This is a genomic window from Sphaerisporangium sp. NPDC049002, assembly GCF_040649355.1.
Taxonomy (GTDB): domain Bacteria; phylum Actinomycetota; class Actinomycetes; order Streptosporangiales; family Streptosporangiaceae; genus Sphaerisporangium.
This window is the reverse complement of the sequence record NZ_JBEZFH010000186.1, coordinates 1-15,364: the sequence shown is the minus strand read 5'-3', so window position 1 is coordinate 15,364 and position 15,364 is coordinate 1. Positions and strand designations below refer to the sequence as shown.

Annotated in this window: 14 protein-coding genes; 4 read left to right on the top strand and 10 right to left on the bottom strand. The window is 72.5% G+C overall.

Going from position 1 to position 15,364, the window contains the following annotated elements:
• From AB0B89_RS28275 to AB0B89_RS28235, 9 genes are all read right to left on the bottom strand, one after another.
• Window positions 1-234, bottom strand: a 234-nt coding sequence (locus AB0B89_RS28275) for a hypothetical protein (RefSeq protein WP_358558903.1), incomplete at its 3' end; no start/stop codon positions are given.
• Window positions 231-1,247: a class I SAM-dependent methyltransferase gene (locus tag AB0B89_RS28270; protein ID WP_358558902.1), complete on the bottom strand. Its 1,017-nt coding sequence runs from the start codon at window positions 1,245-1,247 to the stop codon at window positions 231-233. The genes AB0B89_RS28275 and AB0B89_RS28270, both read right to left, overlap by 4 nt.
• The gene (locus tag AB0B89_RS28265) at window positions 1,244-2,224 is read right to left on the bottom strand and encodes a hypothetical protein (protein ID WP_358558900.1); all 981 of its coding nucleotides are present in this window, start codon (window positions 2,222-2,224) and stop codon (window positions 1,244-1,246) included. Before AB0B89_RS28265 ends, AB0B89_RS28270 begins: the two co-directional genes overlap by 4 nt.
• Window positions 2,221-3,231 carry a glycosyltransferase gene (locus AB0B89_RS28260; protein ID WP_358558898.1) on the bottom strand — a complete coding sequence of 337 codons (1,011 nt, stop codon included), beginning with the start codon at window positions 3,229-3,231 and terminating at the stop codon, window positions 2,221-2,223. The genes AB0B89_RS28265 and AB0B89_RS28260 overlap by 4 nt, the downstream gene beginning before the upstream one ends.
• A 3-nt stretch (window positions 3,232-3,234) precedes the next feature.
• Window positions 3,235-3,960 (bottom strand): hypothetical protein, encoded by a 726-nt coding sequence (locus AB0B89_RS28255; RefSeq protein WP_358558896.1) that lies wholly within the window; start codon window positions 3,958-3,960, stop codon window positions 3,235-3,237.
• Window positions 3,944-4,267 (bottom strand): glycosyltransferase family 2 protein, encoded by a 324-nt coding sequence (locus tag AB0B89_RS28250; protein ID WP_358558894.1) that lies wholly within the window; start codon window positions 4,265-4,267, stop codon window positions 3,944-3,946. Before AB0B89_RS28250 ends, AB0B89_RS28255 begins: the two co-directional genes overlap by 17 nt.
• A gap of 42 nt (window positions 4,268-4,309) precedes the next feature.
• Window positions 4,310-5,293 carry a UbiA prenyltransferase family protein gene (locus AB0B89_RS28245; RefSeq protein ID WP_358558892.1) on the bottom strand — a complete coding sequence of 328 codons (984 nt, stop codon included), beginning with the start codon at window positions 5,291-5,293 and terminating at the stop codon, window positions 4,310-4,312.
• An 18-nt stretch (window positions 5,294-5,311) separates the two neighbouring features.
• Entirely contained in the window at window positions 5,312-6,346 is a 1,035-nt protein-coding gene (locus AB0B89_RS28240) for an NAD-dependent epimerase/dehydratase family protein (protein ID WP_358558891.1), read from the bottom strand.
• Complete coding sequence (locus AB0B89_RS28235) at window positions 6,328-7,767, bottom strand: aminotransferase class III-fold pyridoxal phosphate-dependent enzyme (protein WP_358558889.1); 1,440 nt, start codon at window positions 7,765-7,767, stop codon at window positions 6,328-6,330. Before AB0B89_RS28235 ends, AB0B89_RS28240 begins: the two co-directional genes overlap by 19 nt.
• Window positions 7,768-8,477: 710 nt before the next feature.
• Between AB0B89_RS28235 and AB0B89_RS28230 the strand changes: the two genes are divergently transcribed.
• The 3 genes from AB0B89_RS28230 (at window position 8,478) to AB0B89_RS28220 (ending at window position 12,963) form a co-directional block, all read left to right on the top strand.
• Window positions 8,478-10,721, top strand: coding sequence for a BTAD domain-containing putative transcriptional regulator (locus AB0B89_RS28230; protein ID WP_358558887.1), 2,244 nt, complete (start codon window positions 8,478-8,480; stop codon window positions 10,719-10,721).
• Between the two features lie 156 nt (window positions 10,722-10,877).
• Window positions 10,878-12,200 (top strand): hypothetical protein, encoded by a 1,323-nt coding sequence (locus AB0B89_RS28225; protein ID WP_358558885.1) that lies wholly within the window; start codon window positions 10,878-10,880, stop codon window positions 12,198-12,200.
• Between the two features lies 1 nt (window position 12,201).
• A complete protein-coding gene (locus tag AB0B89_RS28220) occupies window positions 12,202-12,963 on the top strand; it encodes a hypothetical protein (protein ID WP_358558884.1) in 762 nt (253 codons plus the stop codon).
• Between the two features lie 19 nt (window positions 12,964-12,982).
• Here the strand turns inward: AB0B89_RS28220 and AB0B89_RS28215 are convergent, their stop codons facing one another.
• Window positions 12,983-13,354: a DUF4177 domain-containing protein gene (locus AB0B89_RS28215; RefSeq protein ID WP_358558882.1), complete on the bottom strand. Its 372-nt coding sequence runs from the start codon at window positions 13,352-13,354 to the stop codon at window positions 12,983-12,985.
• A gap of 402 nt (window positions 13,355-13,756) precedes the next feature.
• Here AB0B89_RS28215 and AB0B89_RS28210 point away from each other — a divergent pair, with 402 nt between their 5' ends.
• Window positions 13,757-15,061, top strand: a complete 1,305-nt coding sequence (locus AB0B89_RS28210) for an MFS transporter (protein WP_358558880.1) — start codon at window positions 13,757-13,759, stop codon at window positions 15,059-15,061.
• Window positions 15,062-15,364: the final 303 nt, after the last annotated feature.

The following is a 15,364-nucleotide window of genomic DNA, read 5'->3' as shown; positions in this document are numbered from 1 at the left end:
CGACGGCGATGTCACCACAGACGCTGCCACGCTTGGCAAGTTCGAGGTGACCGCCGAGATTCGCGGCGAGACCAAGGGCCCCAAGATTCGCATTCGCGCGGCGAAGAACAGCACCAGCGGGACCGCGCCGCCCCACCACCAGAACCGGCCGGTGAGCCAGTTGGCCAGGGTGAGGACCAGCCACAGCGAAAGGATCCCGAGCGCCGCCCCGCCGGCCCGGCGCGGCACGCTCATGCCGTGGCCCGGTCCCGGACGCGCAGCCAGAACGACGCGGGAAGGTAGTGCTCGGTGAGCGCCACGCGGTGCCACAGGGGCTCCACCAGGCCGCGCAGGCGCTCGTCCCCGTGGACGAACGCGTTGGGCAGCTCCACGTCGAACCGGGCCGGGTCGGCCAGCAGGAAGGCCGCGAGCAGATACTGCTCGGAGTAGTGCCGCCAGCGCCACTCGGGCGGATAGTCGCTGGGCAGCAGGATGTCGTGCAACTGCACCAGCACGCCCGGCCGCAGGAGCGGGAGGATCTCGAAGAAGAACACCGTCACGTCCGAGCCCATGAAGACCCGGTGCGACCCGTCGAGGAAGACGATGTCACCGGCGCCGAGATCGGCGAACACCCCGGGGTCCACGTGCTCCAGCGGGCTGCGGATCACCGCGTCGCACAGCGCGTCGATGTTCGCGCGCGGCGCCGGGTCGATCGAGGTGACGTGTGTGCGAAGGCCGTGGTCCTCGATGGCGCGGCGGGCGAACTTGGTGGAGTTCCCCGAACCGATCTCGACGTACCGCCGGGGGCCCGTCTCGGCGAGGAAGCCGTAGAGCGCGAGAGCGTCCAGCGGCGGCAGCCATCCGTTGTCCCAGTACGGCGTGCTGCCGTTCGGGCGGTCGCGCACGGGGATCGCGGCGAGGTCGGGGGCGAACGCGAGGAACCGGGCCAGCCGGTCCGCGTAGCGCTCACGGCCGGCGTCGAGCATGGCCGCGATCTCGGGATGGTCCGGCTTGCCGTAGCCGAACCTCGGCTCCGGGCGCACCGGGTGGTCGAGGAAGATCGGCCGGCGCATGCCGAAGGCGGACAGCACCATGCCGTGCATCGCCGGATGCCGCTCCAGCCACGCGAGCGGCAGGTCGGCGAAGGGCAGCGCCGCCAGCGCCTTCAGCACGGCGCCGGTCACCGGCCCGGAGGGAAGCTGCCGTACGAGGTGGCGGGTCTGCCCGCGGCGCGGGGTGAGCGGTACGGGGCCGCTGTGGGAGGTCATGACGGGGAGGCTCCTTCTGCGCGCTGGTCGGAGAGGGGGGAGGGGCGGCGACGGCCCGCCCAGGCCAGCAGTCCGAGGACGGCGGCCGTGGACGCGACGTCGCCCACGGTGATCAGCACCCGGCTCAGGGCCACGAGCGTGACCAGGCCGGGCCCGGTGAGCAGGGTGGCGACCGTGAGCCCGAGCACGGCCTCGCGCACCCCGAGGCCGGAGGGCATGACCAGGGTGAGGATCCCGGCCACGGTGGACAGCGCGAAGCCGCCGACCCCCACGGTCAGGGCCCCGGACAGGGGCGCGCCGAGCGCGACCGCGAGCACCGTCACGTGCAGGCCGCTGATCAGCCAGCCTGCCGCCATCAGCCCGGTGACCGCGAGCAGGGTGCGCCGCCGGGGCAGGACGAGGGTCCGCTCGCCACGGCGCAGGACCCGCTGGGCGAGGCCGAGCAGCGTCCCCAGTAGCCGGGGAGCGGCCAGCGGCACGAGCGCGGCGGCCAGCATCGGCAGGAGCACCCACCAGACCGGGCCGGAGGCCACGAGCCACGGCAGGGCGACGAGCCCGGCCGCGAGCCCCGCGACCACCGCGAGCCCCTGGCTGGCCACGAACGCTCCGGCAAGCCGGGCAGGGGGCTCGCCGAGCGGCCGGGCCTGCGCCGCGTGCGCCACCGCCGGCCACACGCCGCCGGGCAGGTAGCGGGTGAGCCCGGCCAGGAAGAAGACCCGCACCGCGACCGGCAGGGACAGGCGGGTGCCGAGCCCGGCCAGCAGCATCCGCCAGCCGAGGAAGCCGGGCACCCCGCCGACCGCCGCCAGCGCCGCGGCCAGCAGGGCGTTCCCCCAGCCCACCAGCCGCAGGCTCTCGCCGAGGCCATGGCGCACCCGCCACACCTGGTAGCCGAGGAACCCCAGCACCAGCACGTAGGCGGCCACGCGCAGCCCCGCGAGCACCCTGTGCCGGGTGGTGCGGCGCACGGCCGTCACGCGGGCGCCTTGGCGTACAGGCGGCGGAACGACCGCGACGTCAGCCACTGCAGGATCCCGACGCCGGCCCCGGCCGCGATGGTCAGGTTGACCAGGAAGTGCATGCCCACGAAGAACAGCCCGAAGCCCGCCTTCCGGCCGGCGAACACGAACCGGTACATCCGCCGGTCGATGGCCAGGCAGGTGGCGAACATCAGCACCGGCAGCGCCGCCGTCCACGCGGCCCCGGTCAGCAGCGGGACGGGCAGGGTCGCCACCGTCAGCGCGGCGGCCAGGCTCGCCGCCGACTCCGGCGAGCCGACCACGCCCGGGGCGTACTGGCGTTGAAGGAAGAACGGCACGTGCAGGCGGGTGCGGGTGAAGACCTTCCGCAGGGCGACGCGCACCGTGGCGTCGTCGTCGTGGCGGCCGCGCACGGCCGAGGTGAGCCGCACCTCGTACCGGTCGGTGAGCCGCTCGCCCACGTCGGCGCCCTCGGTCTGCAGGAGCTCGGGGTTCCACGGCCCGACCTCCGCCCACACGGCGGCGGGTATGGCGATGATCGCGACGGGCAGGAACCCCTTGATCGGGCCCTCGGCGACCCGGTACCAGTAGTGGCGGTACAGGGTGCGGTACTCCTTGACCAGACTGTCGCGGTTCAGCGGGACGGGCTCGTAGTTGCCGCAGACCGCGCCGATCCGGGGATCGGACCGGAGCAGCGCCACGGCCTCGGCCACCGCGTCGGGGGCGAGCCCCACGTCGGAGTCGAGGAAGAACAGCACCTCACCCCGCGCGTGGTCCGCGCCGAGGTTCCGCGCGACGCTCACCCCGCTGTTGCGCGGCGTGCTGAGCACCCGCACCCCGAGCGACCGGGCGACCTGTACGGAGTCGTCGGTGCTGCAGTCGTCGACGTAGATGATCTCCAGCGGGGAGTACGTCTGCGCCTTGACGGCCCTGAGGCACTGCGCGAGCACGTTCCCGTAGTTGTAGTTGGGGACGATGACCGAGACGAGCGGCGCGGAGGCCATGGTTCACCAGCCTTTCGATGGATCGACCGGGCGCCGGCGGGCGGCGGCGCGATGGGAGGGACCGAAGGAGGAGTCGACGGCGGCCCGCGCCCATCCCACGGCGGCCCCGCAGACCAGCGCCGCGTGGGCGAGGAAGTGCACGGTGGTGAAGAAGGCCAGGAACCCCGGCCCCCTCTCCCGCAGGACGAAGCGCGACAGCGACGGGTCGGACACCGCGAACAGCGCGAGGAACACCGCCGGCACCGGGAGCGCGGGCGCCCACACCAGGCCAAGCGGGAGCGCGGCCATGGTGAGCGCGGCGGCCAGGACCCCGCTCACGCGGTTGACCACCAGGGCGTCGCGCCGCAGCCGGTTCCGTGCGGAGAACCGGAGCAGCTGCGCGCGTTCGTACTGCTCGGCGAGCAGGGGCAGCAGCCGGTCCGCCTCGTCGTGGCGGCCGGTGACCTCGCCGGTGAGCCGGATGCGGTGGCGCTTCAGCAGGCGTTCGCTGTACTCGTCGTCCTCGGCGCAGCGCAGGTTGTCGTCGAACGGCCCCACCTCCTCGAACACCGCACGCGGTACGGCCGCGAGGGCGAAGACGGCGGTCGCCGTCAGGCCCGCCGCCCGGCTGAGGGCGTGGTGCAGGTGCAGCGTCCGGTAGGTCTCCACGGGGCCGTCGTCGACGAGCGGCTCCTTGGCGTAGACGCCGTACACGCACCCGCAGCCGGGGTCCTCACGCAGCAGCCGCACGGCGCTCTCCACCGCGTCGGGGGCCAGGCCGAACGTCGGAGTCGAGGAAGAAGAGGATCTCGCCGCGGCTGGAGGCCACCCCGGCGTTGCGGGCCGCCGACACCCCGCGGTTGTACGGGTGCCGGACCAGCGTGCACGGGAACTCTCCCGCGATCACCCGCGACCGGTCGGTGCTGGCGTCGTCGACGACCACCACCTCGATGGCGCCGTAGGTCTGCGCCAGCGCCGCCGTGAGGCAGGCGCGCAGCGTCTTCTCCGAATTGTGGGCGGGGACGATGACCGACACCAGGGGGGACGACCGGGGCACGACTGCCGCCTTCGCGTTGCCGGGGTTCAGCGTTGCCGGGATTCATCGGAGGATCGCCTCGGCCAGCGCCGGATGGCGGGCGAGGACGAGCGTCGCGCCGAGCACGGCCGCCAGCGCCAGGCCCGTGGCGGCCAGCCCGCGGTCGCGCAGCAGCGCCCGCACCGGATCGCCGCCGCCGCCGTGGACGAGCACGACCTGCAGGTAGCGGAACAGGGCGAAGAGGGCGAAGGGCGTCGACAGCAGCATCGCCGCCTGGCCGTAGGGTCCAAGGGGCGCCTCGGTGCTCAGGTAGATCAGCCAGGAGACCACCCCCAGCACGCAGGTGAGCTGGAGCAACTGGTTGGCCAGCTCGACCGAGTACCCGCGCAGCGCGGGGCGATGGGCCGGCCCGGTGTCCAGCAGTTCCTGGCGCCGTTTGCCGATGACCAGCAGCAGCGACACCGAGAACACCGTGACCAGCAGCCAGCCGGAGATCCGTTCCCCGATCGCCACCGACCCCTGGACGACGCGCAGCGCGAAGCCGAGGGCGACGGCGCACACGTCGACGAGGGGGATGTGCTTCAGCGAGCGGCTGTAGGCCACGTTGAGCACCAGGTAGGCCAGCAGGGGCCAGTACGGCCTGCCCGGCCCGAAGACGACCAGCACGCCGACCAGGGCGAGCAGTGCGGTGCAGTAGAGGTAGCCGGCCCGTACCGAGACGTGCCCCGCGGCGATGGGCCGGTGGCGCTTGGTGGGATGCTCGCGGTCGCGGTGCCGGTCCGCGATGTCGTTACCGACGTACACGCAGGCGCCGGCCAGGACGAACCCGGCGACGGCCCACCCCACCTCGCCGAGCGCCGTGAGGGTCCAGACCCCGGCGTCGGCGAGCGCGATGGGGACGAGCAGGAGGCTCTTGGCCGCGTGCAGCGGCCTTATCAGGGTGACCAGGCTCGCGAGCGTCCCCGGCCGCCCGCCCGCCGTCTCGCCCGCGGGAGGTTCCGGCCTCTGGGCCATCCCCGGGGGGCCGGGAGGGTCGATGACACGCATATGCACCTCCGGCCGGGATCAGAAGAAGACCTTCGCGAGCGACAGCGCGCCCTGCCGCCAGGCGTCGCGGCTGGTCCGCCCGCCGCGCGCGGCCGGCTCCGCGTTCTCGCGCCACCAGGCGTAGGTGCGCAGGATCGCGTCCTGGTTGGAGAGCCTCGGCTCGAAGCCCAGCCGCTCGCGGGCCTTGTCGATGCTGACGTAGGAGTCCGCGAGCAGCTTGTACAGGAGCCGTTCGTACACCGGGGACAGCCGCGTCCTTCCGAGGAGCCGCAGGACGGCGAGGGTGGGCCTGGCCGGGAGGGACACCACCCGTCCGCCGTGGCCGGCCGCGTCGAGCACCGCCTGGAAGTCCTCGCGCAGGGTGGCGAACGCCGCCGCGGCGATGTTGAAGGTGTCGCCTGCCACCTCCGCTGGCGCCTCCAGCGTCCGGACGACCGCGTCCACGAGGTCGTCGATGGCCAGCATCTGGATGCGCACGTCGCCCCGGCCGAGCATGGGGAAGTCGCGCCCCTCCTCGGCCCATTCGAAGAGCATCGCGAACAGGCCCATGCGTCCCGGCCCGAGGAAGGTCTTGGGGCGCAGGATCGGCACGCACATCCCCTCGGCCCTGAACTTCTCCGCCACCTCCTCCGCCGCCGCCTTGGCCCGGCCGTAGGGGTCGACCGGCTCCCGGGGATGGTCCTCCGGCGTGGGCACCAGCTCCGGCAGGCCGTAAACGGCCGTGGAGGAGATGTGTACGACGCGCGGCACGGACGCGCGGTGACCGGCCCGCAGCACGCTCCGGGTGCCACCGGCGATCACGTCGCGGATCTCGTCGGGGGAGTAGCTCGGCAGCGCGGCGGCGCAGTGCACCACGGCGTCCGCCCCGGTCACCAGCTCGGTCATCAGCGCGGTGTCGCGGACGTCCCCGGTGGCGTAGCGGGCCTGCGGGCACTGGCCGGGACGGGCGCGCAGGTCCACTCCCAGCACGTCGTACCCCGCGCCCGCCAGGCGCTGGACCAGGTTGCCCCCCAGCATGCCGGAGCTGCCTGTGACTACGACCCGGACGGCCATCGCGGCGCCACCTTCTCCCGTACGAACCTGGTCAGCAGCCGGGGGAGGCCCTGGGCCAGCGTCTTGTCGAGGCCGTCGAGGAAGTACTCGGCGTCCGCGGGCTCGGCGACCAGCGGGGGCGCGGCCACCAGCGGGTTGTCGCCGTTCAGCGTGTAGTAGGTGTAGACGCCGTGGTCGCGGTACAGGGCGTCGATGACCGAGCAGGTGACGAGCTTGACGCGGATGCGCGGGTCCCTGAGGAGGCCTCCGGGGGCGAGCTTCGCGGCCAGGTCGAGGATCCTCGGCCCGCCGTCCAGGAAGATCCCGTACAGCGCGCCCGAGCCCCGTACGGCGGCCACCGTGTCCGGGTGCTCCTTGCGGATCCGTTCCAGGCCCGGCGCGAGGACCCGCTCGATCTCGCGCGCCCGTTTCGGGTAGTCGTCCTCGACGACGATGTTGAGCGCCTCGATCGCGGTGGCGGTCTCCTCGCCGAACCCGTAGTACGTCGTGCTGGTGCTGTGCACGAGGGAGTCGGCGAGGTTGTCGTAGGCCTTGCGGAAGACCGGTTCCCTCGCGACGTACGCGGAGATCGAGGACTTGCCGCCGCCGAACGACTTGGAGGTGGTGAGGACGTCCGGGACCAGGCCGGGATAGCGCATGAAGTAGAAGAGGCTGCCGGTCTTGCCCCATCCCGTGTAGATCTCGTCGAAGATCAGCACGATGCCGTGGGCGTCGCAGAGCTCCCGCAGCCCGCGGAGGAACTCCTCGGAGCAGGAGCGCATGGTCGAGGCGCTGAACGGCTCGACGATGATCGCGTACACGTCGCAGCCGCCGTCGCGCGTGCGCGCCGAGGCCGTCGCGGCGCGCACGGCGCCGAGGTCACCGTAGGGGAAGGAGACCACTCCGGGGATCCCGGGGAAGCGGAAGCGCTCCTGCGTGCCCGTGAGGCTGCCGGAGCCCAGCAGCTTCCCGTGGAAGCCGATGTCGGCGCGCAGGATCGTCCGCCTGCGCCCCCCGTGGTACTTGTAGGCCAGTTTGACCGCGCCCTCGACCGCCTCGGCGCCCGAGTTGGGGAAGAACGACATGTTGAGGTCGCCGGGCAGCAGCTGGGCGAGGTTGTGGCCGAGCGCCGCCACGTACGGCGAGAAGTAGGTCTTGTGCACCTCCATCCGCCGCTCGTCCTGGAAGCGCTTGCGGGCGGCCAGGATGCGCGGGTGGTTGTGCCCGTGGTTGAGCACGCCCACGCCGCCGGTGAAGTCGAGGATCCGCCGGCCTCCGCGGGTCCAGATCCAGGCTCCCTCGGCGCGCTCGACGAGCTCCCTGCCGAAGCCGAGCGACGTCATGAGCGAGACCTGGCTGCGGCTGACGTGTTTCCGGTACAGATCGTGAACGTCTTTCGCCGTCAGACGCTCGCATTCGTCGAGGCTGAACAATTCGGACACGCGCACTCTCTCTTCTGTGTCGTCCGACACGCGATTCGATGGGGCGGAAAGCCCGGACGGCGAAATGGCCGGTCCCGAAACGGGGTTTCTGTTCGGCGGTCGCGCGTTCACGGGCGATCCTCCTCGGCCGGCTCCGCGTGGACCCCTTATCGGCCCCACGCTCGGTGCTCGTTGACCACGTATGGAACGGAGTCGCATTGACAATGCGGCCTGACTGTCAAGCCCGGGTAAGGTCGCCGCTTGACATGAGGAGTGCACGCATTTCAGATGGTGAGGCCAGGGCGACCAGCACGTGGGCGAGGGACCGGTGCGCGATCGGCCCGGCCGGGGAGGTGGCGGCTTCCACGGGGCCTTTCACCTGCCGCTCCGCCGTACCGCCCCCTCGGCCCGGTCGGCACCGCGAAAACGTCTCAGGATCCGAGAACACCCTCAACCCATGTGAGATGGGATGAAATACGGGGAAACGCGGGGCGATGTTTCGGACGATGACCTGGGAACGGGTCGCGATGTGTCGGACGATGACCTGGGAACCGATCGCGATCTGCCGGACGATGACCCGGGGAACGCGTTCCGCGCGCCTCCGTCGCCGCCATTCGTCATGGGGCCGGAAGGCCGAATCCCCCATTGCGGGAGAGGCGAATAGATGACGCCGAAGAACAGGACGACCCCGGCCGCGTCGACAGGTGAACTCCGTGTGATAGTGCCGGGCCATGCGGTTTCGTGTCCTCGGCACGCTTGAGGCCCGCTCCGGCAGCCACAAGCTGGTCCGGCTCGGCGCGGCCAAGCAGCGTGCGCTGCTGGCGGTCCTGTTGCTGAACGTCAACCGGCCCGTGCACGTCGACCGTCTGGTCGACGCGCTGTGGCCGCAGAGGCCACCCCGTACGGCGGCGGTCGCGCTGCGCACCTACGTGTCCGCGCTCAGGCGGGTGCTCGGGCTCACCGACCCGGCGGAGGCCCCGCTGCTGTCCACCGTGCCCGGCGGCTACCAGATGCGGCTCTCCCCGGCCGACCTCGACCTGCTGACCTTCGAGGAGCTTGTCGACCAGGGACAGCGGGCCCTCGCCGACGGGCGGCCGGTGCTCGCGGCGGAACGGCTGCGGGGGGCGCTCGGGCTGTGGCGCGGCCGGCCGTTCGAGGACGTCGCGCTGGACCCCCGGCTGGGGGCGGAGCTGATCCGGCTGGAGGAGCGCAAGGCCGCCGCGCAGGAGACCTGGATCGACTCCCAGCTCGCGCTCGGCCACCACGGCGACCTGCTCGCCGAGCTGGGGGCGCTGGTGGCCGAGCAGCCGCTCCGGGAGCGGCTGCGGGCGCAGTGGATGCTCGCCCTGTACCGCTCGGGCCGCCAGGCCGAGGCGCTGCGGGCCTACGCCGACCTGCGCAGGCACCTGGTGCGGGAGCTCGGGGTCGAGCCGAGCCCGCCGTTGCAGCGGCTGCACCGCCAGATCCTGACCGGCCACGCCGACCTCGCCCCACCGGCCGTCCGGGACGGCGTGGCGGACGCCCGGCCCGGACCGCCCGCGGTGCCCCGGCAGCTTCCCCGCGACATCCCGAGCTTCACGGGCAGGGCGGCCGAGCTGGCGCGCCTGCGCGCGCTCGTCCACCTGGCGGACCGGCCCGGCGCGCCCGTGATCTGCGCCGTCGACGGCATGGCCGGGGTCGGGAAGACCACGCTCGCCGTGCACGCCGCGCACCGGCTCGCCGAGGGGTTCGCCGACGGGCAGGTGTTCGTCGACCTGCACGGGTTCACGCAGGGGGTGTCGCCGGTCTACCCGGCCGACGCCCTGGAACAGCTGCTGCGCTCCCTCGGCGTGCCGGGCGAGCAGATCCCCCACGACCTCGACGCCCGCGCCGCCCTGTACCGGTCGCGGCTGGCGGGCAAGCGCGTGCTGATCCTGCTGGACAACGCCGCCGAGGAGGCCCAGGTACGTCCCCTGCTTCCCGGCGCGCCCGGCTGCCTGACGATGGTGACCAGCCGGAGGCGCCTGACCGGGCTGGAGGACGTCAGGCCGCTCTCCCTGGACGTCCTGCCGCGTGGCGACGCGCTCGCCCTGTTCACCCGCAGCGCCGGCGAGCAGCGCGTGGCCGGGCAGCCGCCCGCGCTGCTCACCGAGATCGTCGAGCTGTGCGGCCGGCTGCCGCTGGCGATCCGCATCGCGGCCGCCCGACTGCGTGGCCGGCCCGGCTGGACGCCCGCGCACCTGGCCGGCCGGCTGCGCGACCACCAGCACCGGCTCGGCGAGCTCGAAGTCGGGCGGCTCAGCGTCACCGCCACCATGGACCTGTCGTACCACCACCTCAGCCCCGGCCGGCAGGGCATGTACCGGCTGCTCGGCCTGCATCCGGGGCCCGACATCGAGCGCCACGCCGCCGCGGCCCTGGCCGGAACCACCCCCCAGCACGCGAGCAGGCTCCTGGACGACCTCGTCGACGCCCACCTGCTCCAGGAGCCGGTGCCGGGCCGGTACTGCTTCCACGACCTGCTGCGCGCGCACGCCACCGCCACGCTGGCCGACGAGGACACCGACGCCGACCGGCGCACCGCCCTGACCCGGCTGTTCGACCACTACATCCACACCGCCTCGGCCGCGATGGGCCTGGCCCATCCCCGCGAGCCCGGCCGCCGTCAGCCCGTCCCGGACCCGGCCGGGCCCACGCCGCACGACCAGGCACGCGCGGTGGAGTGGCTGGACGCCGAGCTGGCCAACCTGCTCGCCACCGTGGTCCACGCCGCCAGGCACGGCTGGCCCGCCCACGCCCTGCACCTGTCGGCGATCCTGGACCGCCACCTGCGCACCCGCGCCCACCGCACCTACGCCCGTACCCTGCACAGCAACGCCCTTCAGGCGGTGGCGTGCGCGCACCGCGACCTCGGCCACCACGAGCAGGCCAGGAGGCTGTGGCGGCGCGCCCTGGACATCCTCACCGACCTGGGCGTCCCGGAGGGGGACCCTTAGCCGGTTCCCCCGGTCCACGTTTGAGTAGGGGCCTACTCATGCGCCGTCCCCCGCCCACGGCGAAAGATCGAGGCGGACGGGAGCGACCGCGACGTGCCTGCGTGCTCCCGCGTGGCATGCGAGGGATGGGGAAGCGTGGTGGATGTCCTCCTTGTGATGATCGTTCTGGCCGTCTTCCTCGTCCTGCTCGGCCGGTGGCTGCGCGAGAGGAGGACCGGGCGTCCGGTGACGGTGGACGAGAAGGCCCCGACGTTCCAGGTGGTGGCGCTCGGCCTGCAGGGTTCGGGCAAGACACTGCTCCTCGCGAGCATGTACCAGCGGCTCAAGGCGCCCGCGGGCCAGTGCTACTACCTCACCGCGTCGCACGACGACGTGCTGCTGCTGAACCAGTGGTACGCCCAGATGGTCGACACGGCGGGCTCGGGCGACTGGCCCCGCGGGACGGCCAAGGGGGAGACCCGGCAGTTCACCTTCACCGTGAAGACCCCCATGGCCGGCACGGCGCTCACCATCTTGCATCTGAAGTACCTGGAGTACGCCGGCGAGCTCCTCACCGAGATCCAGGACGCGGGCTCCACCAAGCAGAAGGAGCTGTTCGCCCAGATCGACGCGGCGGACGCGCTGATCGGCGTGCTCGACGGGCACCGGATCAAGCAGCAGATCGACGGGCACCCCGAGGGCTCGACGCACCTGGAGCGGACGCTCAACGCCCTGCTGCCGGTGATGATCGAGGCGACGGCGCCGATCAGCTTCATCATCACCAAATGGGACCTGCTGATGGACCTGCGTCCCGACGAGAGCACGCGGCTGAGCATCGTGCACAACCTGCTGACCTCCAACGACCTGTTCCGGTCGCTGGTGAACCTGCACAGCGCCAACAGGGTGGTCCGGCTGATCCCGGTGAGCGCGGTGGGCCCGGGTTTCGCCAGGATCGACTCGCGGGGTGAGATCGTCAAGGTGTCCCGGGCCCCGGCGCACCCGGCCAACGTGGACGTCCCGCTGTCGGCGGTGGTCCCCGACATGTTCGACCAGGTCGAGAACCGGCTCAACCAGGAGGCGCGTCTGGCCCTGAGCGCCGAGGTGCGCCGGCGGAGCCGCCAGGGCGCTCTGGAGGCGCTGGGCTCCGCGAGCCTGTTCGCCGGGCAGATGGCGGGGCGCGCGCTGCTCGCCGCCTTCGGCCCTTCGGCGGTGGCCGTCGGCGAGACCATGCTGGGGCTGTTCCTGGACTCCCGGCTGGGCGGGAGCGGCGACGAGGGGCTCCGCCTGGACCAGGAGCTGAGCGAGGCCGAGCGGCGCGTCGAGAACCTCCGCCTGGCGCGCCGCCGGGTCCTGTACGACATGCGGCGCAAGGTGGACATGATGGAAGGCCGCCTGCCGCACTCCCGCCTGTCGGACGGCCATGTCACGGACGGCCGCTTCACGGGCGGCCCCTTCTCGGATGGCCGTTTCACGGACGGTCGCTTCTCGGACGGGCACTGACATGGGCGACGACTCCTACGCGCGGGGCTGGCCGTTCCTGGTCGCACGGGGCCGCCACCGGGGGTACCGGACCCTTCTGGCGCCCGGCTTCCTCATCGCCGAGCACGGCCACGGGGTGCTGGACGACTCGGTGGTGCCGAACTCCGACCAGGACCGCGCCACGGTGATCGAGGTCGAGACCGGCAGGGGACGCCGGCTGACCGTCGCGCACGCCACCCATCTGGTGACCTCCGCCGACATCGCGGAACCGGGCGCCCCTCCCGACCCGCGCGAACCGCGCGACCAGCACAGCCGCCCGCTGCAGTTGATCTACGGGTACGTCTGCCTGGACGCGGCGGCCGGCGAGCCCGACCAGGAGGATCTGAGGTTCTGCCGCCAGGCGTCGCTGGGCGCCTACCGCCGGTTCCTCGGCGACGAGGAGGGCTTCACGGTCGAGGCAAGTGAGGACTTCCCACTGCGGTCGCCCGTCACCCGCCGCCCCTCCGCGCCCGCACGGAGGCCCGCGCGGATGTCGCCCATGGACGGCTACGACGATTCCGTACGGCCGCCGGTCCGCTGGGGGAGGGCGCTGGTCGCCGCCGGCGTCGTGCTGGTGGCGGTGGTCCTGGCGATCGTGTGGCTCACCCCCCGACCGGAGCCGCGCGTGGAGTGTGACAGGGCCGACCAGCAGACCGTCTCCGAGCCCGGACCGCCATCCGCCTCGCCGACCGTGACCTGCCTGAGGGAGGTGCGCCAGAAGGTCCGGCGACCGGAGGGGCCGTGACCGTCAGGTCATTCGCCGCTCACGCGAAACGCGAAGGGGATTCCGAGTAGGCGTCGGTGATACCGCGTTCGAGGAAGGCGACGCTGTCGTGGACGGTCACCAGGCGCCAGCCGCATCTGGCCTCGTTGTTGAGCACGTCAGACCATTCTTCCTCCATCGCGGGAGGCGCTTCCGCGTAAAGGCGGAGAGTCTTGTACTCGTACTTCACGTCGGGATCCATGAATCCCGCCGGAGGCCAGGCAGGCCGTTCGGGGGCGTCCCCGCGCGGGAACACGGCCAGGAAGTCAGCCTCGCGACTTCCCCACGCGTCGCCGCACATGCTCTGGTGCCTGGCCCCTCGAATGTGGCCCGATCGCGACCGTGGATTCAGCGCGTCCGCGAGCAGCCGCACGGTGTCCTTTCGGGGGACACGGCCTGGCTCGACGCCGCTTTCATGGCGGACGGCACGATCGACCTGACGCGCGACGAGCTGTCACAGCTGCATGCGGAGCTGATGTCGGCCATGAGCGATACGTGGCGATAGGCGCCAGGCGGCGGCAGTCGCGTGAGGCTCCCCGGCAGGACGTGGAAAGGGTCATGTACGTGCTCCACGGATTCCCCATGCGCCGGGTGAGAAAAGTTTAGCCGGGGAGCGGCGGGGGAGTAGGCATTTCCTCCGCGTCTGAGCGCGGATCGCTCGGTTCGCTGCGTCGCCCGCGCGTCCCGTAATACGCGCGCGCCTTAAGGAGGGACGCTCGGCCCATATCGGTGTGCGCGTTTTCCCGGGATTAGAGGCGACAGGAGAGCCGGTCTGATGAGCACCCCCGCACTCACCCACCCCTTACGTCAGCCGACCTTCTTCCGGCTCTGGGCGGCCAGCTTCTTCACCGAGGTCACCCGGTGGGGCCTGCTCATCGCGGTGCCGCTGTACGCACTGAGCCTGACCGGGTCGGCGCTGATCACCTCCACCGTGGCGATGCTCGGGCTGCTGCCGAGCCTCGTGCTCACGCCCCTGGCCGGGATATTCGCCGACCGGTGGAACCCCGCGCGGTTCCTGGCCTGGCTCGCGATCGTCCGGGGCGTCCTGCTGCTGCCGCTGCTTCTCGTCCAGGACATGCGGCACCTGTGGATCCTCTACCTGGTCGCCGCGGCCGAGGCCGGGCTCACCGCGATGTTCGAGTCCGTCAAGAACGCCCTGCTGCCGACGGTGGTCGCCCCCGCCCAGCTGGTGACCGCCAACGCGACGACCAGCCTCAACTCCAACCTCGGACGCCTGGTCGGCAGCCCGCTCGGCGGGGTGATGCTCACCTGGGCCGGGATCAACGGCGTGGTGGTCGCGGCCGTGGCGCCGCTCGTCCTGACCGTGATGCTGGTCCTGACGATCTCCGGCACCCGGGCCGCCGGCCCGCCGCCCGGCCCCGGCACCGCGTTCTGGCGGGAGTCCCTGGGGGGCCTGCGCACGATCTGGGCATCGGGCCGGCTGCGCGCCGTCATGATCGTCGTCAGCCTCATGTCCGTCGCCCAGGGGATGTTCGTCATCCTGTTCCTGCTGTTCGTCACCGACCTGCTGGGCGGAGGCGAGTCGGAGGCGGGCCTGCTGCGCGGCGTGCAGGCGGTCGGCGGGCTGATCGGCGGCGCGCTGGCCGGGATCATCGCCCGCAAGCTGAACATGAACCAGTTCGTCAGCCACGGGCTGATGATCTTCGCGTTGATCAGCCTGGCCACCTGGAACTCGGCGCTGCTGACGACCGCGCTGTGGGTCTACGTCGGATTGTTCGTCCTGGCGGGGGCGCCGGGAGTGTGGATCATGGCGGGCTGGCTGTCGGTGGTGCAGCGCGCCACGCCCGCCGGCCTGCGCGGCAGGGTGATGAGCAGCTTCCTGGCCCTGTCCGACGGCCTGCAGGCCCTCGGCATGCTGCTCGCCGGCGTGCTCGTCAGCTTCATCCCGACCCTCGGGCTGCTCAACCTGCAGGCGGCGGTCCTGCTCCTCGCCTCCGTGCTCGCGTGGCGGATGCTCCCCGGCGACCGGACGGACGTGCCCGGCGCCGTCGTCCAGCCGAGTGAGGAGTCCCACCCGTCGGAGGAGTCCCGCGCGTCCGAGGAGTCGCGCTCGTCCTGACGCCGGGGCGGGCGGGGCCGGGTCCGGCCGATCACGTACCCGTGGGGGCGGTCATGCCGCCCGGCCCCGGCCGCGCTCGCTCACCCGGCCGTCCCCCGCGACGACACCTCGAGGGGAACGCGCGTGGGGGACGAGCCCGTGACGGGCACCCGACGCCAGGACGCTGCGACGGATGCGCACGATGCTGACGAACCCGGCATTCCCCCACCTCGTCGCCGGGCGGAGTTCCTCGTAGGGACGGGGAACCCCTCGGCGAGCGCGTCGCGGAGCACCCGGACCGCGCCGCCGCCCTTCCTGCGCATG